The organism is Flavobacterium sp. 28YEA47A, from assembly GCF_041262125.1.
Classification (GTDB): domain Bacteria; phylum Bacteroidota; class Bacteroidia; order Flavobacteriales; family Flavobacteriaceae; genus Flavobacterium.
Window position 1 is genome coordinate 160,560 of the sequence record NZ_JBGCCI010000008.1, and the last position, 24,232, is coordinate 184,791.

At 36.3% G+C, this 24,232-nt stretch carries 21 protein-coding genes; 8 read left to right on the plus strand and 13 right to left on the minus strand.

The window, feature by feature from the left end; all coding sequences use genetic code 11:
- Positions 1-3: 3 nt before the first annotated feature.
- From ABH942_RS12925 to ABH942_RS12935, 3 genes are read right to left on the minus strand one after another with little or no spacing between them, the layout of a single operon-like run.
- Positions 4-2,037, minus strand: a complete 2,034-nt coding sequence (locus ABH942_RS12925) for a hypothetical protein (RefSeq protein WP_370032608.1) — start codon at positions 2,035-2,037, stop codon at positions 4-6.
- A 31-nt stretch (positions 2,038-2,068) separates the two neighbouring features.
- Positions 2,069-2,410 carry a hypothetical protein gene (locus tag ABH942_RS12930; protein ID WP_370032610.1) on the minus strand — a complete coding sequence of 114 codons (342 nt, stop codon included), beginning with the start codon at positions 2,408-2,410 and terminating at the stop codon, positions 2,069-2,071.
- Positions 2,407-6,498 (minus strand): hypothetical protein, encoded by a 4,092-nt coding sequence (locus ABH942_RS12935; RefSeq protein WP_370032612.1) that lies wholly within the window; start codon positions 6,496-6,498, stop codon positions 2,407-2,409. The genes ABH942_RS12930 and ABH942_RS12935 overlap by 4 nt, the downstream gene beginning before the upstream one ends.
- 383 nt (positions 6,499-6,881) lie before the next feature.
- On the opposite strand from ABH942_RS12935, the gene ABH942_RS12940 reads away from it, so the two are divergent.
- Positions 6,882-8,279, plus strand: coding sequence for a hypothetical protein (locus tag ABH942_RS12940; protein WP_370032614.1), 1,398 nt, complete (start codon positions 6,882-6,884; stop codon positions 8,277-8,279).
- Between the two features lie 10 nt (positions 8,280-8,289).
- Here the strand turns inward: ABH942_RS12940 and ABH942_RS12945 are convergent, their stop codons facing one another.
- Positions 8,290-9,420 carry an FAD-dependent monooxygenase gene (locus ABH942_RS12945; RefSeq protein WP_370032616.1) on the minus strand — a complete coding sequence of 377 codons (1,131 nt, stop codon included), beginning with the start codon at positions 9,418-9,420 and terminating at the stop codon, positions 8,290-8,292.
- 65 nt (positions 9,421-9,485) lie between these two features.
- Positions 9,486-10,052, minus strand: a complete 567-nt coding sequence (locus tag ABH942_RS12950) for a Crp/Fnr family transcriptional regulator (RefSeq protein WP_370032618.1) — start codon at positions 10,050-10,052, stop codon at positions 9,486-9,488.
- A 173-nt stretch (positions 10,053-10,225) separates the two neighbouring features.
- Here ABH942_RS12950 and ABH942_RS12955 point away from each other — a divergent pair, with 173 nt between their 5' ends.
- Positions 10,226-10,849: a hypothetical protein gene (locus ABH942_RS12955; RefSeq protein WP_370032620.1), complete on the plus strand. Its 624-nt coding sequence runs from the start codon at positions 10,226-10,228 to the stop codon at positions 10,847-10,849.
- Here ABH942_RS12955 and ABH942_RS12960 read toward each other — a convergent pair whose 3' ends face one another.
- Complete coding sequence (locus tag ABH942_RS12960) at positions 10,850-11,227, minus strand: Fur family transcriptional regulator (protein WP_370032622.1); 378 nt, start codon at positions 11,225-11,227, stop codon at positions 10,850-10,852.
- A 134-nt stretch (positions 11,228-11,361) separates the two neighbouring features.
- On the opposite strand from ABH942_RS12960, the gene ABH942_RS12965 reads away from it, so the two are divergent.
- Positions 11,362-12,273, plus strand: a complete 912-nt coding sequence (locus ABH942_RS12965; RefSeq protein ID WP_370032624.1) for an NAD(P)/FAD-dependent oxidoreductase — start codon at positions 11,362-11,364, stop codon at positions 12,271-12,273.
- Positions 12,274-12,334: 61 nt separating this feature from the next.
- Here the strand turns inward: ABH942_RS12965 and ABH942_RS12970 are convergent, their stop codons facing one another.
- The gene (locus tag ABH942_RS12970) at positions 12,335-12,940 is read right to left on the minus strand and encodes a hypothetical protein (RefSeq protein WP_370032626.1); all 606 of its coding nucleotides are present in this window, start codon (positions 12,938-12,940) and stop codon (positions 12,335-12,337) included.
- A 240-nt stretch (positions 12,941-13,180) separates the two neighbouring features.
- Between ABH942_RS12970 and ABH942_RS12975 the strand changes: the two genes are divergently transcribed.
- From ABH942_RS12975 to ABH942_RS12995, 5 genes are all read left to right on the plus strand, one after another.
- On the plus strand, positions 13,181-14,191 hold the full coding sequence (locus ABH942_RS12975; protein WP_370032628.1) for an LLM class flavin-dependent oxidoreductase: 1,011 nt from the start codon (positions 13,181-13,183) through the stop codon (positions 14,189-14,191).
- Positions 14,192-14,275: 84 nt separating this feature from the next.
- Positions 14,276-14,554 carry a hypothetical protein gene (locus ABH942_RS12980; protein ID WP_370032630.1) on the plus strand — a complete coding sequence of 93 codons (279 nt, stop codon included), beginning with the start codon at positions 14,276-14,278 and terminating at the stop codon, positions 14,552-14,554.
- Between the two features lie 167 nt (positions 14,555-14,721).
- Positions 14,722-15,177 (plus strand): hypothetical protein, encoded by a 456-nt coding sequence (locus ABH942_RS12985; RefSeq protein WP_370032632.1) that lies wholly within the window; start codon positions 14,722-14,724, stop codon positions 15,175-15,177.
- Positions 15,178-15,216: 39 nt separating this feature from the next.
- On the plus strand, positions 15,217-15,699 hold the full coding sequence (locus ABH942_RS12990; RefSeq protein WP_370032634.1) for a nuclear transport factor 2 family protein: 483 nt from the start codon (positions 15,217-15,219) through the stop codon (positions 15,697-15,699).
- A 183-nt stretch (positions 15,700-15,882) separates the two neighbouring features.
- Positions 15,883-18,165 carry an acyl-CoA dehydrogenase gene (locus ABH942_RS12995; protein ID WP_370032636.1) on the plus strand — a complete coding sequence of 761 codons (2,283 nt, stop codon included), beginning with the start codon at positions 15,883-15,885 and terminating at the stop codon, positions 18,163-18,165.
- Between the two features lies 1 nt (position 18,166).
- Here ABH942_RS12995 and ABH942_RS13000 read toward each other — a convergent pair whose 3' ends face one another.
- The 6 genes from ABH942_RS13000 to ABH942_RS13025 all read right to left on the minus strand — a co-directional run bounded on the left by ABH942_RS13000 (position 18,167) and on the right by ABH942_RS13025 (position 24,227).
- Positions 18,167-19,216: an o-succinylbenzoate synthase gene (locus ABH942_RS13000; RefSeq protein ID WP_370032638.1), complete on the minus strand. Its 1,050-nt coding sequence runs from the start codon at positions 19,214-19,216 to the stop codon at positions 18,167-18,169.
- Positions 19,217-19,227: 11 nt separating this feature from the next.
- Positions 19,228-20,436 carry a tetratricopeptide repeat protein gene (locus ABH942_RS13005; RefSeq protein WP_370032640.1) on the minus strand — a complete coding sequence of 403 codons (1,209 nt, stop codon included), beginning with the start codon at positions 20,434-20,436 and terminating at the stop codon, positions 19,228-19,230.
- Between the two features lie 89 nt (positions 20,437-20,525).
- Positions 20,526-21,203 (minus strand): metal-dependent hydrolase, encoded by a 678-nt coding sequence (locus ABH942_RS13010; protein WP_370032642.1) that lies wholly within the window; start codon positions 21,201-21,203, stop codon positions 20,526-20,528.
- A gap of 11 nt (positions 21,204-21,214) precedes the next feature.
- The gene (menA, locus tag ABH942_RS13015; protein ID WP_370032644.1) at positions 21,215-22,162 is read right to left on the minus strand and encodes a 1,4-dihydroxy-2-naphthoate octaprenyltransferase; all 948 of its coding nucleotides are present in this window, start codon (positions 22,160-22,162) and stop codon (positions 21,215-21,217) included.
- A gap of 44 nt (positions 22,163-22,206) precedes the next feature.
- Positions 22,207-23,709, minus strand: a complete 1,503-nt coding sequence (locus ABH942_RS13020) for a PH domain-containing protein (protein ID WP_370032646.1) — start codon at positions 23,707-23,709, stop codon at positions 22,207-22,209.
- Positions 23,709-24,227: a PH domain-containing protein gene (locus ABH942_RS13025; RefSeq protein WP_370032648.1), complete on the minus strand. Its 519-nt coding sequence runs from the start codon at positions 24,225-24,227 to the stop codon at positions 23,709-23,711. Before ABH942_RS13025 ends, ABH942_RS13020 begins: the two co-directional genes overlap by 1 nt.
- Between the last annotated feature and the right edge of the window lie 5 nt (positions 24,228-24,232).

Consider the following 24,232-nt stretch of genomic DNA (forward strand, 5'->3'; position numbering starts at 1 on the left):
TTTTTATTTTTTATTAATTATTATTTCCCAAGCTTCATTATACACTCTATACTGTTGATTTTTAAACATAAAGAGTTTGTACTTTTCAGCTTTTGTTAAAGGCCTAGTTATGGATAAAGCTTCTAAACTTCTTTGTTTTTCATAAAGCTTGTGTCCTACTCCATTTGCAACTTTATCCATTTCTTCCAAATGTAGCCTAAACTCAACAATATGCCCATTTTTCATTCTAATATTCATTAAGACATCCCTATAGCCACTTGCTAAAGGTTTTTGTATCCTGTCTTTAAATTTAATAATTTCAAAATCTTGATTAAATCTTTTTAAAGCATCATATAGCTCATCAAGCCTTTTATATACTACTTTACTACCCGCTATATCTAATAGTTTTGAAGCATCTCCTGAATAATCACTATTAATTTTCTCTAGTGCTCTTTCTCTTCCTTTTAATTCATTCCTAAATCCTGGGATTCCTTTTGTTTCTTGAGCAAAAATCTTTGTAACTTCCCTCAACTCTTTATCAGCTATTTTAGCAGCTTTGTATAATTCATCTAAATCTTTAGAATTCTGAATAGCTTTTTTTGCTTTTGCTATCCTTGAAATATCATCACTTAATTCGGCATATTTTATTGTCAAAATATTTTCTAACTGCCTAGCTCCAGGTCCACCACGCTCTACCACATCATCAATCCATCTAGCAAATTTAGGCAAATATTCAGATGATTTTGTAATACCTTTAATTATAGCTATAAAGCTAAGTATAATATCAATTGTTATTATCAAATCTTCCCCTCTATTATGGGCTACTTGATATCCGGTTAGATTTTTGTCTTCATATCTGGCATAAGAATAGACAGCAGCCATTTCGCCTATTTCCTTATCAATAAGATTAGGGTTGTTAATATAAGCTTCTATAAATTCTTCGAGACCTTCCCTAATCTTCAAAATATCAAGTTCTACTTCTGCACCCTGACTAAGACTATCATAAACAAATATTGTGATTATTAAAAGAACGACATCAATCAAACCGCAAATAAACTCTATCACTCCGTTAACAATGCCACAAATAAATGCAAAGTAATATTTTCCCACATTTTTAAGTCCTTTGAGAAATACTATAATCTTTGTAATTGTGTTTTCAATGAACTGTAAAAATTGAATAGTTTTATCAATAAAACCTGGTCGGTCAGAAAAAAAACCTGCAATCCTGTTCATTATTTCCAGTTTCTTTCTGAAGTCTGAAATTTCATTTCTTATATCCTCCGTACGAAGAACTATAGAATTGATTGCCTTTTCAAAAATTGCTGCTTTATATTTTTCTGATTTCAAGGTAGGATCCCAACTTTCTCTCTCAATTTTTAGTTCGCGTATTTTTTCAGATATTTTATTTGTAGTTGCTGACCAAAATTCTGACGGAGTGTATTTCATTTCGCCAAAATTTTTAATTAGTCTATATTCAACCTCAATTCTGAAAGCATACATCAAATCTTCAATAGAAGCTTTAAAACCTGGAGTATTTCTATTTTGTTCATAAATTAGTTTACTCCATGTCATCAATAATTTTGGATCAGGTATTTCTTTCAATGAATCAAAATGGGTCTTTAACATAGCATTACTCATTTTAATCAGTAATATATCTCCAAAACTTACATTATAATCCGTTTCGAGATAAATTATAAAATCTACGTTTTTATCAAATTTCCCTTCTGATTCAGCCAAGACAGAATCATGTTTTTTATATTCCTCAATAAGTTCAGTTCCCTCTGAAGATGTTTTGATAACATACACCCATTTTCCAATATTTTCTATCTCTCCAATTGATGCTTTTATACCTTTTTGCTTATAAAAAACACTATTTTTCCCAAAAGGACTTCTCTCAGAATACCCATTTGAATGTTCTTCAAAACTATTATTCTTCAATATGGATTGAAAACTGCTACTTTGCCTATTTCCCATAACTTGCTCAAAATCCAACATCTTCAACCCAGCTAACTGATTTTGACTTTGTTCATCAAAATCTTCAAATATATTTGTTGCCATATTTTTTATTATTTTATATAATTAATCACTATCAAATCATCAATTTATAGTTTGGATATAACTCAATGATTGAGTTGTTTCTTTCCAATAAATCTTTGATTTTACCTGCTGTTGTTATAGTCAGGTCAATGTGATAATTGAGATTTGTTGTCCAGACATGTGTATTTACTATAGGAAAATCACATATCATCATAATATCCCAATCTTTGCCTTCCAATAAATGCCAGTCTTTTGGCATTATTCTGCTTCTACTGCCATATAAATAGATGGCCCTTACAGGAGTAATTACATCTACTTTAGCTTTTAGATCCTTTAAAATATATGGCAGCACGAGTTCGTGCTGCCATATGGCTTCTGCCTTTATTTGGCTCATAAAGAAAATTTAGAAATTGGCAATAAAGTATTTATTTCGACAGAAGTTAATCGAGTTCCTTTAGCATCTAATATTCTTTCAAAATAAGAAGTTGGAGAAAGTACCCTCACTGATTCATCATTAAAACGAATTTCAATAACATCATAGCTAATATTAAAAAATGGACCTATTTTCTGAAAATTAAATGTTCCTATAACTTTCGTGTCAACATTGAACTTAATCCCTGTAGGATTTAAACTTGCCGATGTAAATTGTTTCGCTTCAATTCCAGGAATTAGAGATAGTTGTTCTGCCAGTTTTTTGAAAATAACGGAAGATGAATCGCTAACATCCCAGGTTGCCTCTCTATGGATTTCAATATCCTCACCCATACACTTAAATTTTAACGGGAAAAGACCTTCCGTATCAAATTGCTCCACTGTAACATATTCTTCTTGATGCATACTATGGTAGGTAAACTCTACTTCTTTTGCACCTCCGTTCATCTGAACATTAGTAATTTGGAAATTTTCAGATTGTGGTACTGATGCCGGATCTTCAAAATCAGACAAGTCTTCATCAAATGGCAATGCTTTGTCGACTTTTAATCCGATGCTGTCTGCCTGAAGGATAGTCAAAGAAGTTGGGATTCTTGTTGCCCATGCTTTTCCTTCTTTCTGCCCTTCCGGTTGGCGTAATTCATCTACAATAGAAAGGAATAATTTATCTTCAATTACCGGTACTTCACCACCATTCCAGATTTGGCCTGTCTGCATATAATAGCTTACGGCTTCTTCAAATCCTGGCTTAACAGTAACAATCACTCTTGCCATACCCGCCTGTATAAAACTTCGGAACAATGGGTCGTTGTTTTCATGTTGGTAGAGTTTATCCCAGTTTTGTCTTGCTCCCCAGTAATATGGATAGAAATTATATGACATGATATCCCATTCAAATGCCTGTTCAATGAATTTCACAAAAGCTGCATAGTCATCAAGGTTAGCATCTACCTGAATCTCATGATTGCCAAAGTTTTTTGCTACTCCTGCTCCAAGAGGTTTGCTCATATCTTTACCATAGGTTCTTTTTGCAGTAGCATTCTGGTCGATTATATAAGAGATACAATTTTTACGCAGTATGAGGTTCTCAATCTGGCGATAGAAACCGCTATTCGCTTCTTTGATTGTTACTTCTTTAGCCTTTTCTTCATCTAGTTTTTGCTTATATTCTGCAACGGCATCTTCATAAGCATCTATAATTGCTTTAAAAGTTTCCTTTTGCCATCTATCTTTTACTTCGTTAGTAAGTTTACATTCAACCGAAGCATTCACATTTCCATGTAAGAAGTTGGACATAGTATAAGAAACGGGCACATTTTGCACATAACCTACCAAATCAAATGTTTCATCAAGCTTAATTGCACCATCCTGACTTGCCAAGAGTTTATTTACCCTTCCTAGTGAAGCATGCATCCCGGAATATACCTGTCTGTCATTATCTTTTGTCGCAGTAAAATTTAAAGTTCCGCGAGTCGTGATATATCCTTCAGGAATCTCAATCTTTCCAGATCCTGCAGCTCCTTCATGTCGAGATGATGTAACTCCATCAAAAGTAACTCCAAATGAAGCACCGCAATGGATTATCTCTTCCGGTTTATTAGGTATTTCAACATTGTATTTTCCTGCCCAATATCTTACCGTATTCTCATTCACCAAAGCATAGTTCTCTAAATTGAATTTAATGGCTGCGTTTGTTGGATCTTTATAGGTTCTTGGATCTACAGGCTCTACCAATTTTGTTATTGCTTGATTTTCTGCCATACCCAAAAAATGCAGTTTTGCCGGTTCAGGAATCATAAATTCAAACATAAGACGCTTTCCATAGTTGAGAATCTGGTTCTTGAATACTTTGTCTACCCAGCGATAAACACCAACAACATGCTTATCTCCTTTTGTATTATCAAATCCATGCTTGTTATTTTCCTCAAACTCATCGATAATTTTCTCAATACGTTCTTCCTTGACTTTTGTGACAATTCGCTCCATCGCGCGCTCAGTAATTTCTTTAGCTTGAGTGACAGCTTGACGCGTACTTTCTTCTTTCGACGAATGTGTCGCCATATTGACATTACCACCAATATTATACTTACCTAAATCAGCATTAAAAAAAGTTCCAGCAGTAAAATCCTTATCATCTTGGATAATTTTAGCAACTTCATTCTGCATTTCATGACGCGTAGTACTCGTAGTATCCGACAACTGCTCTCTTTCGCTTTCAGACGAAGTTGTAGTTGTGTTTTCACTTCTACGCAACCTGCGGGTTGCTTTTTCTTTATATTCGCGAGCCATGACGTTTTCTATCGCCGCTACTTCACCTTCAACATAACCTTGAATACTTTGCTCTACTTTTTTATAATCGGCAATTCCTAACTGTCTTACACCAAATCCGGAAGGAATAAACGTTCCTTCAGAACCCGTTTGAGGTACAGATGGTATTGTTGGTATTTCAGGTACTTCTTGTTTTGGATCAGCAATAGTTACCATTCTTCTCCTAGATACACAATTGAGCGATTGGAAAAAGTCAACTGTTAGTGATTTTTTAGCACCATTTGAAAAAGCAATTTCCACAGTCAATGTTTTCAGAGCCGAATAAAACTCATCTTCTGTCAAACCATTAGTATGAAGATTCGGTAACGTCACTTTATTTCCTGTCCAACTTTGTGTAAAGTCAGTTCCATATGTTTTTGTTCCAGATAGGCTCTCGGTTATAGTGGTAACTCCAATTATTTGCCAAGACAAATCCGGTGTAGAAAAAGAAAGATCAAAATTCACATACGTTCCTGCAAGAGTAGGACTCTTATAGCTTTTTGGACAAATCTGGTAGGCAAACGGTGCTGCTAAGATATCTAACGTTCCTGTAGCTGGAATCAATACGCCACCTATACTAATAGAAGTATTGCCCTGTCCCGGTGTGTTACCAATAATAACGCCTGTATTATGATTAATTCCATCATCAATCAAAAGATTAAGTCCTTCGAAAGAAGGCATAACAGGATTAAGAGAAAAGTTTTCAATTATACCCGATCTTGATGCAATTTCTGTTTCAATTTCCAATAACTCCAAAAGTGTTTCATAAGAAGGAGCAGATAATTCTCTCTGAAAATAGGCCAAATCTAGCTGATCTTTGAATCTAAATTCAAGTTTTGGCAACTCTGGCTTTGGAACACTAACCGGCTTGTCACACGGATCATTAGGATTATATGGTACCTGAGGATTCCTTATAGAGCACCAATTTTGCCTTTCCGCCTCTAGAGCAGCTTCATAAGTAGCCAAAATGGGTTTTATATCCTCTTCATATTGCTCTAAAGCAAGATCATATGCAATCTTATAATCTCTATTATAAATTTTTTCAACTTTTTGCAGCTCTTTTTTAAGTTTTCTGTGTCTTTCAATATTTGCATTTGATTGAGAAATGGCCTGCATCCTTTTCATCTCCTCGCCTGGTAATGTAATTGTCTGCTCCTCCTCTTCTTCTTCACCACTTTTGGCTGCTAATGGAGTATTTGGCAATGCTGGAACATCTTCTACAAAAAGTTCTTTCGGCAATACTATTTTAGCATTCATGAGTTGTTTGATTAATTTGCCGTTATTGGCATCAAAATTTTTAAACACATGATTCGCTTTCAAAAGCTGCATGATTGATTCCTTTAAATAAAAATCTTTCTGAGTCACTACCTGATAAAAAAGGTTTTCCCATAAAAGGAAAACATCACTTAAGCTCAATGCTTGTTGAATTGCTGTAACTTTTTCTGTCAGATCTGCAATAGTGTAAGAATGTTTATTTTTTGCTATCCAAACTCCCAATTCTTTCATTCCAACTACAAATGTGTTGAATCCAGATTCATTAGTTGGGACAAAATTATCTGATGCCCATCTTAAAGCCTGCCATTTGGTTTGTCCACCAGCCCTATTCTTCACTGCCGTATCAAAAACTCCATCAGGGCCTGGAGCGCGATACACAAAACGTTTATCCTTGTTAGTCTCTTCCGACAATTCCGGTGATCTCATTGTCACAAATCGGAAAAGCGTGTTTTTAATTTCTGTACTCATTTTTTTCGTGTTTAAATTATAAGATTAATTTCTTGTAATATTCGTGGCGAATAGAATTCTTTGTATTGTTTTCCGGACAACAAGGTTTTTGAATGGCTATTATCGAATGATTACAGTGCAAATATAGAAGAAATAAATCTTAATATCAAATAAAAATAAGATTATTTTCAATTATTTTTTAACTTACTGAATACTACCTTATTTGCTTATATTACTTATTTAGCAATCATCAAACTGCAACATAAGTACTTAATAATAAAATACTTATAATAATTAAGTTGTATTAAAAACAAAAGCCTGTCCTATTGATTTTTCTAAAACAAAAAGGAGAATATTTTCTAATAGTCACTTATTTTACAGTTTCCGCTGAATTCTTATATTGCATGATTAACAGTATAAGACAAGCCATGTTCAAAAAGCTCCTTTTTCTATTTTTCGGATTTCAGACTATTTATGCTCAAGAAAAAACACCTCATTTAAATGGTAATGTGAAAATTTCAATTGCTGAAGGTACATTTGAATGCGATTTTACACTCAATGACATTCCCAACATCAAAGATTATTATATCCGTATTAATGCCGGAATGAATATCCTCAATTTTAAAAGCCTGAAACCAAATGAATTTTTAATCGGCTATAGCTTTTCTCCTAATGACAAAGCTTATGAATCAAGAGGTTATTATTTTCCGGCTAACAACACAAACGATAAGTTTTTACCTAAGGCAGTACAGGTAAAATATGTAGGGAAATTTCCTGTCATAAAAGACACGATAAGTGATTATAGCCGTAAAGACTGGAAAGGCAATATTGCATTTAATTCATTTTCGGTACGTGCCGATGGAACACAGAGTGCATGGTATCCAATCTTATACGACGTTACAAACGACAAGATATACGACCAGATGACCTATGATGTGACTATTGAATGTGTAGATTGCAATACTTTATATGTCAATGGAAATATTCCGGTAAAAACATCTAAAAATCGATTTGTAAGCGATACTCCAAAAGAATTGATGTTATTTTGCGGAAATTACGATTACAAACAAATCAATTCAACCTATATCCTAAATCCCGATATTGGTATTGACAAACTAAAAGAGCTAGAAGCTTTTACAGGTACTTTTAAAAAATACTACGAAAAAAAACTGTCGATTCCTTTTGGACAACCAATTACTTTTATACAGACGACACCAACTTCTAAAAAAGACGGCTGGCTTTTTGTTGCCTATCCGACTATCGTTAACGTTGGATACGGAAATAACAGCCTAAGCGGTCTTCTCGATAAATGGTTCAAACCTTTTATCGCTCATGAATTGGGGCATTATTATTTTGGCACTTATAAAGTATTTAATTCTGAACTGGGTGATATGCTAAGCGAAGGTTTTGCAGAATATTTGTCATTAAAACTTTCCTTAGACATATTAGGTAAAGATGTCTACCAGAAAGAAATCAATGAAAAATTCGAATTTCTAAGCGATTTTAAAGCGATTCCATTCCAAAAAGTAAAAACTACAGCAGATTATACAGACCGACAGACTTATGTATACGATTATGCCCCTGTAGTATTCCTTGCAATTGAAAAAGAAATTGGTGAAAAACAGATGTGGCAATGGATACGCACCCTATTAGAATCTAAAACGGAAATGACTAATTATGATTTTATGGTTAAGACACTCAATAGCGTATTAAAAGACAAAACAAAGTTGGAAAATATCATCTCAAAATATTTCGCTTCGGACGATTCAGTCGAAAATGCTATTAAAAAACTAAAAAGCTGATTCAGTAGAATCAGCTTTTCTTTTCTAAAGCAAATAATTTCTCTAATTGTTTCCGGTTAAGATAATCCGGCGTTGTTCTCATAACAAAATTCCTAAAAGCAATCATCAACGGATTCCTGAGATGTGACAGTTTTCCTATTTTCCAGCTCATATTGACAACAGCATGCGCTTTTTTCTTTCGTAATAGCGGATACAGACGAAATGCTTCATTTATGGAATGTTTTTGGAGCAGTTTTCCCAAAACATAAGCGTCTTCTATAGCCTGACAGGCGCCCTGTCCCAAATTAGGCGTCGTAGCATGAGCTGCGTCGCCAATAAGGCAAACTTTATCCAAACTCCATTGCTGTATGGGTTTTAAATCCATAATTGGCGAAACAAACCAATTTTCTTTAGGAGTGGATTTTATTATTTGTAATACCGATGGATGATACTCTTTTAAAAAAGGCATGATGTCAGAATCAGCTTCTGCCATATCCTTATCAGCTAAAAAATACCAATATAATTGGCGGTCATTAAGCCGGACAAAGCCAAATCTGGTGCCTTTTCCCCAAGCTTCATTTGCTCCATGACGGTAAGTTTCCAACATTTTTATATTGTCAACCACACCACGCCAACACCATTGCCCGGCATCCCGATATTCACTTTCTGGAAATAACAGTGTCCTTACAACCGACCGTATGCCATCGGCACCAATAAGATATTGGGCTTCTGCAGAAGTTCCATCTTCAAATTCAAGACGATGATTATTTTCAATCGGAATAATACGCTGTAACCTTTTACCTAAAATAATATGTTCCATTCCTACTTCTTCTGCTAACACCCTATGAAGATCCGCCCTATGGATGGCAGTAGTGCTGACATTGAATTGTTTTTCAAAAAAAACAAGGTCGTTTGAAGAAATCTTGTCAAAGTTAGGTTTGGTAAGATTTATTACGGAAATCCGATTCCCATTTCTGGCTATTTTATCTGCCATGCCCAGATGGGAATAAACCCGCATAGCATTCATTGCCAATATGATCCCTGCTCCCACAGGCTTTAATTCGTCTGCGCTTTCATAAATTTTAAAAGATATTCCTGCTTTTTTTAGAGCTAAGGCAGTTGTCAATCCTCCTATTCCCGCTCCGATGATGGCTATTTCCATTTGCTGATGTTTTTGATAGGACAAAATTGCACTACCGGAAATAAAAAAACGTTCACTAAAGTTAATTAATTGCTTCGTTTTCGGATACGGCTCAACGATTGGGCCGTGATGCCGAGATAGCTGGAAATGTATTTCTGGGGAATCTTTCGAATAATTTCAGGTGATTTTTGTAAAAGGTTCAGATAACGTTCTTCCGGACTATAAAAAAGCAAGTCTTCTATTCTGCGTTTGGCTTCCAAAAAACAGATATCCGACATCGTACGGCTAAATTTAATCCAAAAAATATCACTGTTGATTAGCTTATCCAGCTTTTCTTTATCAAAAACCAAAATTTCTGTGTCTAAAGTAGTCTTGATAATAAAATTGGATCTTTGATTGGTTATATAACTTTCGTAATCTCCAAAAAAGTCGCCATTTACTTGTAGCAGGAAGCTTATTTCTTCTCCCAAATCATTCACACAGTAGGTTCTTACTGCTCCACTGACAATATAACCCAGCCAATCATAGACAGCATTGCCTCCAAATAGAACACTGTTCTTTTTAAACTTCCTGTATTCTGAAACTGTCAGGAATTCTTGTAGCCGATCAGTACTTAATCCCAACCGTTGAGCCAAATTTGTTTCATTTATCATGGAAACGATAATTATATTGATACAAAAGTAATAATTTGGAAAGCAAAATCTTTTGTGCTGTGAATAATCCAAAGGACGTATTATCTGTCGCGTTTTACTCCAAAATTTATCTTTCAAAAAATCAATTCTTTGTAGTGAACCTAATCTCTTATATTTGCAATAAAGCATCTTTCATGAGTCCTAAAATAATCCTGTTTTTTTCTTTATTCTTACTCTATTCTTGCAAAAAAGAAGTCGAAATCCAAAATAATTCGGAACAAAACCAGTCGATTGAAACTATCGAAACCTCTATAGTCCGACCAGAAAAAATCTTTCGTTTTGAAAACTTCCCAATCGAAAAAGGTCAACTCGGCCCGATAAAAGTAGGCTCATCTTTGGAAGAGGCAGAAGAACAATTGACAGAACTGACCCGAAAAAGATGCGACCCGTTCGATTTTGGATATGACGGAGGTGGCGATGCCTTTATCTATTATTGGAAAGACCAGCCAATTTTGGCACTTATTCCGGAAAGAGACAGCAATACGCTCCTTGCCATAGCTGCTATCCACAAAAAACTAAAAACAAACAAAGGATTGCATCCCGAAGCCACCATAAAAGACATACTGGAACTCGACGACAATCTTCCCCTATATCAAAACCATATGATGAGCTGGGAATCTATGTTCAACGAAAAAATGAATTGGGAATTTATATTCATGAAAGACGCTGAACATCAGGTTGGTACTTATGAAAACATGAATTCTCCCGGTAAAGTAGCAGATTACAATGCCAAAATCGATTGGATTACAATTCGATAATTACTGACTGCAAGAAGGACAATACCCTGAGATAAAGCCGTTAAAATTAGCCACACGATAACCCGAAGGCAGATTAAGATCTGCTTCATTAGCCAGGCATTCAACTTTGCCACACGATAAACAACGAAAATGGAAATGGTTGTGGTGGTGCTTCTTTTTCTCGCAATTAATACAGATTGCAAAATACTGCTTCCCATCATCGCCTACAATTCTATGCGCGATACCATCGTCACAAAAACGATTCAACACCCTGTAAATAGTAGCCCTATCCACCTGACCCTCCAATGAAGCCAACAGGTTTTCATGGCTTAATGCCTGTTTGGATTCCTTTAGCGAATCAAGGATTATTCCTTTTGTTTTTGTGTTTCTGGTATTCATGACGTAATTTTTTTAATGCGACTTAGTTGCAATAATACGAAAAATATTTATCTTTGATGAAATTTTCAGGAGAAATCTTTTTCTGATCTCTAGCCTTTTTACTCATTTTTTCATCAAATCAAAAATAAAACATAATGGCAGACAACAGCACTTTTGAAGTTATCATTATAGGCGGTAGTTATTCAGGCCTTTCAGCAGCTATGAGCCTTGGACGTTCATTACGAAAAGTCTTGATTATTGACAGCGGAAAACCTTGTAACAGACAAACGCCACATTCCCATAATTTTCTGACACAAGATGGTGAAACACCAGGAATGATTGCTCTCAAAGCAAAAAAACAAGTATTGGATTATCCAACAGTGAGTTTCCATGAAGGATTGGTTACAGAAGCTCAAAAAACAGAAACCGGATTTGAGATCCTGACAGAAGTCGGAGAAAAATTTACTGCAAAAAAATTGATTTTTGCTGCCGGATTAAAAGATATCATGCCTGAAATAAAAGGTTTTGCAGAATGTTGGGGCATTTCTATCCTACATTGCCCTTATTGCCATGGTTATGAAGCACGAAGTACCAAAACAGCCATTTTTGCCAATCAGGACAGCGGATTTCATTATGCCCAACTGTTATCCAACTGGACTAAAGACCTTACTCTTTTTACCGATGGAATTTCTATTCTAACAGCAGAACAGACCGATATAGTCAAAAAAAACGGTATCAAAATCATTGAAGAGCCTGTCAGCCATATCGAACATGACAATGGCAAAGTACAGCATATCGTATTCAAAGATGGCTCTAAATTTCCTGTAGAAACCATTTATTGCAGACCTAATTTTACGCAACACTGCCCTATTCCTGAAGAATTGGGTTGTGAAATGACCGAACAGGGGCTTATAAAAACCGATGCTTTTCAGAAAACAACAGTTGATGGCATATTTGCCTGCGGTGACAGTATAAGCGGAAGATCTGTTGCCGTATCCGTTTCTACGGGTTCAATAGCAGGAGTTTTTGCGAATAATGAACTGACTGGTGAAGCATTTAAAAACTAACACAAAATAAAAACGACGATAAATTATCGTCGTTTTTCCTTCCTTCTTATTTTTTACTCTCTTATTTTTTTGATTTCTTTTTCTTTTTGGCTTTTGCTTTTGCTTTAGCAGCTTTTTTTGCCTTAGCTTTTTTTCTGGCTTTTTTCTTTTTTTCCTTCTCTTTCTTCTTTTTAGCTTTTGCTTTTTCTTTCTTTTTCTTCTTATCTTTTTTGGCTTTCTCTTTCTCTTTCTTAGCCTTCTTTGATTTTTTCTTATCCTTTTTTACTTCTTCAGTATTTTCTTGAGCTGCTTGTGCTACTACAGGCTTTTTTGCCTCTGGTGAAGCTGCTTGTGCATTTTCTTTAGGTTCTGCCGCAGGGACAGCTTTGTTTGTAGCAGTCGTTTTTGCAACAGATGCTGTTCTTGTTGCCGCTGGTCTAGCAGTTACTGGTTTAGTCGCCGTTGTTCTTGCAGCAGCCGGTCTTGCTGTTGCAGGTTTTGCTGCAGTTGTTCTTGTTGCGGTTGGTTTTGCCGCTACGGTTTTAGCTGCTGTACTGGCTGGTCTTGCTGTTCTAGCTGTTGAAGCTGGTTTTGGACTCGCTGGTTTGGCTGCGGCCGGAGTTGCTTTTGGAGCATCCTGGTTTATTTCCGGTGCGCTTCCTGGATTGGTTTCACCTATCTGACTCATATTATTGGATTTACTATTTGTTTATATAATTAGAAATTTGCTGAGGTTTCTACCTGCATTTAGTTAAAGTTAATTCATTGTAAATTTAACGTTAACAAAATTACTACTTAAACAGATACGCCAATGTTAAGTTTTCACTTAAGGCAAAAACTTAACATTGGAAATTTTTAGGAAAAAAATAACACGTTTGCATGATTGCCATAAATCCTCAAAAGTGATTAGTTTCTTATCTTTACAAATATGAATAATATCAAATTAAGCATTCTCGATCAGTCCCAGATCAGGAGAAACGGAACCGCAAGACAAGCTCTGCTGGAATCTGGAGAATTAGTACAACTAGCAGAAAAATTAGGCTATACACGATATTGGGTTTCAGAGCATCATAACTTCAAAATGGTAGCCGGAACGGCCCCTGAAATATTAATTCCCTATTTAGCATCCAAAACATCAACTATAACGATTGGTTCCGGCGGCGTCATGCTGCCCAATCATAGCGCTTTCAAGGTAGCAGAAAACTTTGGACTGCTGGAAACGCTTTTTCCAAAAAGAATTGATTTGGGGATTGGACGTGCTCCCGGAGGCGATAGGGTTTCTTCTCATCTGCTCAATCCATCGAATACCTTTAGTGAAAAAGAATTTTTCCAACAGTTAATAGACGTCCGGGCTTTTCTTAGAAATGAAAGCATGCCCGATTCCGTACACGAAAAAGTAAAATCATATCCATGTCCGGATGAAATTCCTAACCTGTGGATTTTGACTTCCAGTGGTGGCAGTGCACAATTTGCAGCTCATTTTGGAATGGCATTGTCTTTTGCACAGTTTATTAATCCGGATGGTGGCCCAGAAGTCGCTGCTTTTTATCGCCAAAATTTTAAACCTTCGGTAGAATTAAAGCAGCCAAAAGTAAACGTTGGTATTTTTGCTTTCTGCTCTGAAGACGAACAGAAAATAGCCGATTGGATTACGGAATTCGATTACAGAATGCTTTATATTGAAGCCGGAGCGACAGGCGAGCTGCCTTCTTTTGAGGAAATCAAGAATATGGGTTACACCCTGCAGCAAAAAGCTAGAATAGCCTATAACAAAGGACGTTATATAGCAGGCACTCCGGAAAAACTCAAAGCGGCTATCGAAAAAATCGCTAACGAGTATGAAACGGATGAAATAATGATTGCTACAATAACAGAAAATTTCGAAGACCGAAAAAAATCCTACGAACTGTTAGCGAAGCAATTCATAATATCTTCATAAAATTGGGGATTTGGGCTATCTATTTTAGGGTTTTTAAATAAAATTGAGTAAATTCAAACTACAAACCTTCAAATTCTTATCCCGATGAAAAAATCAATCATCATAACAGGCATACTAGCACTATTTGCATTTGCCTCTTGCAGAGAAGATAAAAAAATTCCTGATCCGGCTCCTAAAACACCACCGGTAGACAATCCTACTCCACCGCCTACTCCAAAAACAGGCACACCTGAAGAAAATGGGACCAGTATTTCAATACAGAAAGATGGTGCTGCAATTGAAACCAAAGACGGTAAAAATAAAACAGACATTAGTGTTTCAAAAAACGATGCTTCTGTCGAAATCAAGAAATCTAAAAACTAAAAAAATAAGCCGGCTAGTTAGTCGGTTTATTTGAATTTTACCAAAAAGACAATTCCTTATACTCCAATACTTCTATTTTTTAAAATTTACATTTTAACTTTACATAAAACAGCTTATTAAACTGTAAATTAAGAAATTAAAAAATAAAAATATTTTAAAATATTATTATGAAAAAGCTATCCTTACTATTGTTGGGCATTATTATTCTCGGAGCCTGTAAATCAAAACCGTCAGCTCCAAAAATGATAAAATTAGAACTTTCGCAAGTGAGTCCGTCACAAAAAAATAAAGCCTATGAACTCGGAAAAAGAGTATTGAATGCCTGCAACACGTCAAAGTTCAAGCAATTCACAAAAGAAGAAGCGACAGAAAAAGTAATACAGAATACCACTATAGAAAAACTCTCTAGTACCTGCAGGAAATTCTCAATCAAATATGGAAAATTTGAAGATATCCGACTGGTTGAAGTGATTAAAAATAACGCCGATGAGTCGCTTATTTTCCGCTACAAAGCCGATTACCAAAGGAAATTTATACAAAAAGAACTACAGGTCACCATGAATAAGGAAAACAAAGTAGCCGCCATACGATCTACAGATTGGTCTGATGTATATGCACCGTAGGAAATATTTTCCTATTTTTAGACTATCAAAACCCGGAACATGAACACCAACGAACAGATTATAGAAGAATTTTATGGTGCTTTTGCAGCCCAAAACCCGGAAACCATGTCCAGCTGCTATCATCCGGATATTGTTTTTGAAGATCCTGCTTTTGGAAAACTGCACGGAAAAGATGTCTCAGATATGTGGCATATGCTTATCGAACGGGCAAAAGGAAATCTTAAAATAGAATTCTCTGAAATACATACTGACGGTCATACCGGTACAGCAAAATGGACGGCTATTTATCATTTCGCAAAGACCAACCGTAAGGTAATCAACAAAATAAATGCTTCTTTCGAATTTAAAGACGGGCTTATTATTAAACACACTGATAGTTTTAACTTTTGGAACTGGTCTAAACAGGCACTAGGAACAACCGGTTTATTACTAGGCTGGTCCTCATTCCTTCACAAAAAAGTACAACATCAGGCCCTGGAAGCATTGAGAAAATACCAACAAAAGAATAGCGTAAACAATTAAAACCAACCATCCCGATAAGCTATATCCTTTGCGTCTCTGCGGCTTTGCGTGAAAATTGCTCGCAAAGCCGCAGAGACGCAAATTTTATTAGCATAAAAGACATACAATTAACAAACATTTAAAATCCTAAGCCACTGTAATTGCTTAATTTTAAAGAAATAACATTTCCTTAGAATTTACATTATGGCAAACCCTATCCTAAAGTCTTTCTTACCCTTATTTTATATCGCTTGGTCTGATGATGTGCTCACAGAAAAAGAAGCTACCCTGCTCAAAGAATCAATTAATTCTCAAGATTGGCTGACAAAAGCGGACAAAAAAGAACTATTGTCTAAAATAAATATTGACAATCCGCCAACACGGACAGAACTACTGGAGTGGAAAGAATCTATACAAAAAGCCGTAAATGAAGAAAACGATGAGGAACTACTTACAGATGTCGCTATAAAACTTGCGTTACTGGACGACCCAAAAATCAGCAATGAAAAGCTAAAACCGCTTTATTTCTATCTGCAAAACATAGAAAGATCATTAGGAATCATAAGCCTTGAGGCTGTTTATGCATTTAAGGAAAAACACGATACTATTACTTCCAAATATAGTACGGAAGCTACTTTTTCAATCGAAAAACTAACTGAAATACTAGATGGAAACCAAGCCGAAACTATCAATACCGTCAAAAAGATAATCAGCCGCCCTACTTTCAAATATGAAACGTCTACTGATATTGAGGTGTATCGCAAAAAAGTCCTGGAATGGTGCAAAATACTAGCCAAAGAAGGACTCGGAGCTACAGCCTATCCCAAAGAACACGGAGGGCAAGACGATGTTGAAGCCTATTTTTCTATTATGGAAACCTTGAGCTACCACGACTTAAGCCTTGTTATCAAATTTGGTGTGCAGTTCGGACTTTGGGGAATGAGCATCCAATCACTTGGAACAGAAAAACATTATGCAAAATACCTGAAAAACGTAGGTTCCCTTAAGCTTCCCGGCTGTTTTGCCATGACCGAAACCAATCATGGTTCTAATGTAAAGTCGCTTGAAACAACTGCCACTTACGATCATACAACTAAAAAAATCACAATAAACACGCCGCATAAGCTCGCCAGAAAAGAATACATTGGCAATGCGGCACGTGACGGACAAATGGCTACCGTATTTGCAAAACTGATTATTGATGGTAAAGATCATGGCGTAAATGCTTTTATAGTGCCTATACGCGATTCAAAAAACAACGTACTCGAAGGAGTTACGATTGAAGATTGCGGCCATAAAATGGGGCTAAATGGCGTAGATAACGGGATCATTTATTTCAACAATGTCGTTATCCCAAAAGAAAATATGCTCGATCGATTTGCATCCATCAACAGCAAAGGACAATTTACAAGTCCGATTGCCAGCGATAACCGTCGCTTTTTCACCATGTTAGGCACTTTAGTCGGAGGAAGAATCGGAGTTCCACGCTCTGCATTAGCTGCCGCTAAATCAGCTTTAACGATTGCCATACGTTATGGTGACCAAAGACGACAGTTTGGACCGCAGGGAGGCTCTGAAGTGCCCATATTGAATTACAGGATACACCAGCGCAGGCTTATGCCCTATCTGGCTAAGTCATACGCTGTTCACTTTGCACTGCAATACGTCACGCAGCGTTTTGTGAAAAGACAAGAATCTGAAATGCAGGAAATCGAAGCGCTGGCTGCCGGAATGAAAGCGTATTCGACCTGGAATACGCGCGATACCATACAAGAATGCAGGGAAGCCTGCGGCGGAAAAGGATATTTGTCAGAAAATAGATTTGATGCACTGAAAAACGATACGGAAGTCTATACTACTTTTGAAGGTGACAATACCGTCCTGATGAATCTGGTAGCTAAAAACCGACTTTCAGAGTTCCGAAATCAGTTTGGAGAAATGAACGTCCTGAGTCTTTTCAATTATGTAGTCGACCAGGCTAAAACTTCCATTACGTATAAAAATCCTTTTGCCACAAGGAATACTGACGAAAACCACCTGATTGACAGCGAATTCCACATCCATGCATTTACCTTCCGGGAAAAAGAAATACAGGCTTCTGCAGCAAAACGTATCAAAAAGCTGTTAGACAGCGGACTGGACTCTTTTGATGCTTTTAATATTGCACAACATCATCTGATCAATGTAAGCCAGGCCTATTTGGAAAGAATTGTATTGGAACAATTTCAGCTTCAGGTTGAAAATACAAAAGATGAAGGCTGTAAGGCTATTTTGAAAAAACTCTGTCAGCTTTATGCGCTTTCAACACTTGAAAAGAATGCCAGCTGGTATCTGGAACAAGGCTATATGGAAGGCGTAAAGACAAAAGCCATACGAAAGGAAGTAAACCAATTATGTTGGGAAATCAGGCAAAATGCCGTACCTCTTGTGAATGCTTTCAATATTCCGGAGAGCTGCCTGAGTGCGCCAATTATCACAAAGCAATAAATCACAAAATCTGAAGCAGGTCAATATTCCAATCTAAATTGGGATTATAAACCAATTCGCCATTTTTTACTTCAAGCGGGCAATCAAAATTGTTTGTATAAAGACTTCCTGTGCCCAAACCTTGCGGCATTGGATTTTGCTGTAGGAATGTCCATTGGGCAATTGCATTCAATCCGATATTACTTTCTAAAGCTGAGGTAACCCACCAACCAATATTGTATTTTTCGGCTAATTCAATCCACTCTTTTGAGCCTCGAAAACCACCTACAAGACTTGGCTTTAAAATGATATATTGAGGCTTAATTTTTTGCAACATGGCTTCCTTTTCAGCATAATCAAAAACACCTATAAGCTCTTCGTCCAAAGCAATAGGAAAAGGAGCGTTTTCACACAGCTCTGACATACTGTCATGCTGTTTTTTTTGTATAGGTTGCTCTATACTATGTATTTTAAATTCAGACAATTGATTTAATTTAAACAAAGCTTCACTTGAAGTAAATCCTCCGTTAGCATCAACACGTATTTCAATGGTAGAAGCATCATAATTTTCACGAATTAAACGCAATAATTCAAGTTCTTTTTCAAAATCTATCGCTCCAATTTTAAGTTTTATACAATGAAATCCTTCCGATAGTTTTTCTTCAATTTGGGACTTCATAAAAGCCGGCTCTCCCATCCAGACCAAACCATTAATCGGGATGTTTTTTTTGCCATTTGTAAAATCTGAAGGAAACAACAAAAAGGGCGTTTCACTTTTTAAGGATTGGAAAGCCATTTCAACACCAAACTGCAAAGAAGGAAATTCAAGAAGCATTTCCCAAAGTTTTTCTTTTCCAAGATGAATGTTTTCGCAAACCCATTTTAGCTTTTCTTCATAATCCGGCCTATCATCTGCGCTTAACGTTCTCAGTATACCGCACTCTCCTATCCCGAATTTGCCGTTTTCCTCAAGAATAAGGAACCATGTTTCCTTTTGGGTTAAAATACCTCGCGATGTACCTGAAGGACGCTTAAAATCGAGTATATACTTTTTATAAGATGCTTTTAGCATTGTCTTTTAATTTAATCTTCAAGCAGTTTCAAAATCCTGTCAAAATCATCATTTACAAATCCCGCCTTTTTAAGGTCCTCAAAATCAAATTGCGTCTTGGCTTTCCATGATAGGGTTGTTGTAACATTCTGCCCTTTATATTTTTTATGGATTTCCTTTGCTTTTTTGTAATCGCCTTTCAGCAGGTATACATGCGCCATATTCAATTGAATAAGCAATTCCGACTCATCTCTGCTTTCTCCCTCTTTTAAAGCCTTTAGTGCCTTGTCAAATTGTTTGGAGTACAAATAATACTGTCCTAAGGCATTATAATCCAATACGGTCGCATTTCCGTTCTCAATAACTCCGGTTTGTAGCAAATCTATCGCCTGTTCGTATTTTTTGTTTTTAAAGTATTGCATCGCATCCAGTCTTATCGAAGTCAGGATTGATTTGTTGGCCGGTTTTTCAGAAAGGCAGGTATTGCCAAAATCTTTTAATGCTTTTGCTTTTTCGATTGCCATAAGGTTTTGGAATTCCTGAAACTTATAGCGTTTCTGCATTTTTTCAAGGATACAGAGCGAAAAATCATCCGAATTGAGCATTTTCTTAGCCAAATCAGAAGTTTTGATCTGCTTGATAATTGTTTGCCTGTTTTCTAATGTCCAGCCACGGCTTAGCCTATTGTCTACCCAAGGCACAATTTCAAGGACTATTTTCTGTTTCATAATCCAGTTCATACTTTCAAAACCGAACCATAAGTATTCCTGTCCTGTTTTTAGGCAGGACGATTTATCTATCGAAAGGCGTCGGGCTTCCTTGTTTACAGCAGTATTCTGAAAAAGGCAGGCGTTATCTGTTTTTCCTTTTTCCTTATATTCCTTAGCAAAGGCGTTGCTTGAAAATATTCCGTATTTGCATTTATCGTCGCCGGAAATCTTAGAAGTCAGGAACACAGCACCGGCAGCACCCTGGCTAATACCACTTGGATCAGGTATTGCTTTTAGCAGCGAACTAAGACTGCTCGCCATCTGCTGGTTTTCATCCAGAATGGTAATCCTATAAACAATTTCTGTTGTACCTATTGGCAGGTCTTCCGTTTTTACCGCTATCTTTTCTCCTGCCGAGACAATAATTTCTTTTGTAGTAGCGCGATCTTTGTCCCAATAGCCGTCTTGCTGCGAAAAAGCAGATTGAGCTAAAAACAACAGTAAAAGAAGCGTAATTTTCCGTGTAAGCATTTCAAATAATTCATTAATAGCTCCGTATTTAGAGCATAAAAAAAGAAAAAGGATTTTTGAAATCCTTTTTCCTTATTGTTTAATTCTACTTAGATATCGATTGAATCCCCGATTTCCAGCAGCATCAGGTCTTTTCCTTTGTCAAAAAATTTCTTTTTGGCTTCTTCTTTGTCAATCTTAATATACCCGAAAGTATCATAGTGGCAGCCTAAAATCTTATCACATTCTACAAAATCAGAAGCAATGATAGCATCTTCTACATCCATCGTGAAATTGTTCCCTATTGGGAAAATAGCCAAATCAAGTTTAGTTCTTAGCGGAATCAATTTCATGTCGTAAGTCAGGGCAGTATCACCGGCAATATAGATATTCTTATGTTCGCCTTCTATGACAAAACCACCTGGATTTCCTCCGTAAGCACCATCATTAAAAGAACTGGAATGAATCGCATTTACATATTTTACGGTTCCAAAATCAAACTTCCAGCTTCCGCCGTGATTCATAGGATGGCTTTTTAGCCCTTTTGCAGCAAAATATCCTGCAATTTCCGCATTGGAAACTACAGTCGCTCCGGTACGCTTAGCAATAGCCTCAACATCCAGGACGTGATCGCCATGAGCATGCGTTACTAAGATATAATCGGCTTTAAGTTCATCAATATTGATATGGCTTGCCAATTCATTTGCCGTGATATAAGGATCTACAATGATGTTTTTGCCTCCTACTTCAATACCAAGGCTTGCGTGTCCGTAGAATGTAATTTTCATAATTTTTTATTTTAATTATTTACAATAATGTCAGAAAGGAAGAAGATAAGGCATAGCGAAAGCAATACAGACAAAAGGAACGTACTGATAGCCAGCTTTTTTAATTCCGGATCTAATTCTTTAGGGTTTTTATTTTTATAAACCGTAATCAGATGGCTGATTAAGGGAAAATAAGCCACTACGAAAATATACTGGTCAAACTGGAAATTATTCAATATTGCAAAAACCAGTACCAAAACCATAGCCGAAATCACCAAAAAGTAATGGTATTTTTTTGCTTTTGCTCCACCAATCTTTACAACGATAGTGTTTTTTCCTGATTTTCTATCGGATTCCTCGTCTCTCATATTGTTGAGGTTAAGCACTCCAACACTCAAAAAGCCTATAGCAATTGCCGGAAGAAAGAGCTTATAATCCAATTCTTTTGAATATAAGAAGTTAACGCCTAGCGTACTTACCAATCCGAAAAACACAAAGACAAAAAGGTCACCATAACCACGATAGCCGTATGCAGTATTCCCTACCGTATATCGAATCGCTGAAGCAATAGCCAGAAGTCCTAATATCAGAAAGAAAATTGAATAGCCTATATTATTTTCTCCAAAAGCGAAATAAATCAGTAAAACAGCCGAAATAAACGTCAGCACAGAAGTAATGATGATGGCACGCTTCATGGCTTGCGGAGAAATAACACCGCTCTGAATGGCTCGTTTCGGGCCAATACGATCTTCATTATCAGTACCTTTGACACCGTCTCCGTAGTCATTTGCAAAATTGGAAAGCACCTGAAGTCCCAGTGTTGTTAGGATGGCAAAACCAAATAACTGCCAGTTGAAAACTTCGGTCGGTGTCAGCACATTCGCTGTTGGATATGCCAAAGCATACATACTTCCCACAATTATTCCTGATACCGAAAGTGGCAATGTTCGCAGACGCGCTGCTTCAACCCAATGTCTCATTTTTAGTGTTTATTCGTAAATAGTGTTTCTTTTTACCGGCAAAGTTACATCCAATTTTCTTTAGATGTCTCCACCTGATACAGCCAATAATTGGCCAATTGTTTTATATGTGTGAAATTTCCAAATCTAAAATCCAGATCACCGGCTGCCGTGTGCAAAATCAAATGCCCTACATCTGAACTTCTATGCCAAAAATACTGTTTAGCAGTAATCGACTGGATTTTATGAGGTTCAATGATTTCATGTTCTACATCCCAGGCACCGTGTCTTTTTATGATAAAGTCCTGATTTACATACAATGCATGATTTTTATATCTGAAATAAATCAGGCTGCTTATAAGACATAAATATACAAAAACAAGCGGAATATATAGCGTCATATTTCCAATTTCTGTGTAGTGCAACAGGCTTAAAATAGCAGCCAGAAAGGCAACCGCAGAAAATGTCCTGAAAATCAGATAGCGGAAATTGGAGCGGTATTGAGTTCCTTTTTCCGGGATTTTTCCAAGTATAATTTTAAGAATTTCATCCCTTTCTTCTATATTGCAGCCCGGAACTTCAATTGCATTGCTTTTTTTCTTCTGTTCTTTTACTTCATCGCTCGATGCCTGCTTCATGTTCATATCCAAAATCTGGAATTTTTTCTGAAAATAATTCTGGCTATAGGATGTGATTTGAACCTTATCAGGATTTAGAAGCGTATTTTTCTTTGCAAATAGTCCGGCTGTAATAACCAGCGACTGTTTTTGCTTAATCATTATAAAATCAAAGTGCTTTATAAAGGTTCTGACAATATTGATAAGCAATACCAAAACCAGCAATACGAAAATCAATATCCCGGCAGAAAAGAAACCGGCTCCTCTTTCAAAAACAGTATCCACCTGTTTCTCGTCGATTTCAAACGTACTAATCGCATCTTTAAAACTCTGATAAAGTGTAATAACAAAGGTTATCAGAAGCGCTATGGTTCGTCCGTAATTTGATGTAATACCTACTTTAAATAAAGTACTGTAACTTATTTTAAGAAAGGTTTTTGGTTCTGATTTTACTTCTTGATTTTCATCCAGGATTTCTGATTCTTTATCGCCATAATCCAATAATCTTTCTTTGAGCAACAATGCCAATTTCTGATCGATTGCGCGAATGCTGATTTCTTTTTTATCGGTACCAGCAGTATCAATATCCAGGCTATAAACGCCAATTATTTTTTGGATTATGGATTGATTGATGTCAACCTGTTGGATTTTTGAGAGCTGAATGCTAATCTTACTTTTATTGATAACGCCTTTACTCAATACAAATTCCTGCTTTTCTTCATCCAGATAGAAAGTAAAATTTCTGTATTTCAAGTAGCCAATCACCAAGGTAAGCAGCACCAATCCGAAAAAGCCAAGCCCCACAACCAGATACTGGTCTTCTTTAATCTTGAATAGAATAAGCAATAAAGGAACCCACATTGCACGGACAATGCTCTGGAAAGTATCGGCAAACATGATGATTATTCCCGTAACCGATTGCCGCTGTGGGGTCGTAAAATCAAGCCTCATCAAATCTGATTTTGAATTTTCTGCATCAACATTTCCTTGATGCTTTCTGCTTTTTCTTTTTCAATTCCAGAAATTTTTATATCACTGGTACTACCTCCTGCCGTAAATATCTGAATTTGCGCCAGATTGTATATTCTGGAAAAAGCGCCTTCATGCATGGCTACATGCTGAATTCTATTGAAAGGCATTATAGTAGTTGTAGTTGAAAGTATACCTCTTTTATAAAGGATATCTTTTTCCCTTATAGCAAAAGCACGCCTTTTTACTGCCATAACCGAGCTGAAATACAAAAACAAAGCAAAAACCACATACGAAATCCCAAAAACCAAATAGGTTTGAGTATCCTGAAATTCTTCATTAAAATAAATCAACGCACCTATTCCAATAGCCAAAATCAATAAAACAATCACAATATTGATATAAACGACCTTGATATAGTTTTTATTCAATGAAGAAAAAAGTACTTCTTCAAATTTTGGAAGCTGATCGATGTCAATGGTTTCATTCGTAAACTCCATCTCGT

Coding starts and splice junctions, on each gene's coding strand:
- ABH942_RS13010 (WP_370032642.1), bottom strand. CDS start 21,203: ATGAAAATTACATTCTACGGACACGCAAGCCTTGGTATTGAAGTAGGA.
- ABH942_RS12925 (WP_370032608.1), bottom strand. CDS start 2,037: ATGGCAACAAATATATTTGAAGATTTTGATGAACAAAGTCAAAATCAG.
- ABH942_RS12995 (WP_370032636.1), top strand. CDS start 15,883: ATGGCAAACCCTATCCTAAAGTCTTTCTTACCCTTATTTTATATCGCT.
- ABH942_RS13020 (WP_370032646.1), bottom strand. CDS start 23,709: ATGAGGCTTGATTTTACGACCCCACAGCGGCAATCGGTTACGGGAATA.
- ABH942_RS13025 (WP_370032648.1), bottom strand. CDS start 24,227: ATGGAGTTTACGAATGAAACCATTGACATCGATCAGCTTCCAAAATTT.
- ABH942_RS12945 (WP_370032616.1), bottom strand. CDS start 9,420: ATGGAAATAGCCATCATCGGAGCGGGAATAGGAGGATTGACAACTGCC.
- ABH942_RS12935 (WP_370032612.1), bottom strand. CDS start 6,498: ATGAGTACAGAAATTAAAAACACGCTTTTCCGATTTGTGACAATGAGA.
- ABH942_RS13005 (WP_370032640.1), bottom strand. CDS start 20,436: ATGCTTACACGGAAAATTACGCTTCTTTTACTGTTGTTTTTAGCTCAA.
- ABH942_RS12970 (WP_370032626.1), bottom strand. CDS start 12,940: ATGAGTCAGATAGGTGAAACCAATCCAGGAAGCGCACCGGAAATAAAC.
- ABH942_RS12975 (WP_370032628.1), top strand. CDS start 13,181: ATGAATAATATCAAATTAAGCATTCTCGATCAGTCCCAGATCAGGAGA.
- ABH942_RS13000 (WP_370032638.1), bottom strand. CDS start 19,216: ATGCTAAAAGCATCTTATAAAAAGTATATACTCGATTTTAAGCGTCCT.
- menA (WP_370032644.1), bottom strand. CDS start 22,162: ATGAGACATTGGGTTGAAGCAGCGCGTCTGCGAACATTGCCACTTTCG.
- ABH942_RS12965 (WP_370032624.1), top strand. CDS start 11,362: ATGGCAGACAACAGCACTTTTGAAGTTATCATTATAGGCGGTAGTTAT.
- ABH942_RS12980 (WP_370032630.1), top strand. CDS start 14,276: ATGAAAAAATCAATCATCATAACAGGCATACTAGCACTATTTGCATTT.
- ABH942_RS12930 (WP_370032610.1), bottom strand. CDS start 2,410: ATGAGCCAAATAAAGGCAGAAGCCATATGGCAGCACGAACTCGTGCTG.
- ABH942_RS12960 (WP_370032622.1), bottom strand. CDS start 11,227: ATGAATACCAGAAACACAAAAACAAAAGGAATAATCCTTGATTCGCTA.
- ABH942_RS12950 (WP_370032618.1), bottom strand. CDS start 10,052: ATGATAAATGAAACAAATTTGGCTCAACGGTTGGGATTAAGTACTGAT.
- ABH942_RS12985 (WP_370032632.1), top strand. CDS start 14,722: ATGAAAAAGCTATCCTTACTATTGTTGGGCATTATTATTCTCGGAGCC.
- ABH942_RS12990 (WP_370032634.1), top strand. CDS start 15,217: ATGAACACCAACGAACAGATTATAGAAGAATTTTATGGTGCTTTTGCA.
- ABH942_RS12940 (WP_370032614.1), top strand. CDS start 6,882: ATGATTAACAGTATAAGACAAGCCATGTTCAAAAAGCTCCTTTTTCTA.
- ABH942_RS12955 (WP_370032620.1), top strand. CDS start 10,226: ATGAGTCCTAAAATAATCCTGTTTTTTTCTTTATTCTTACTCTATTCT.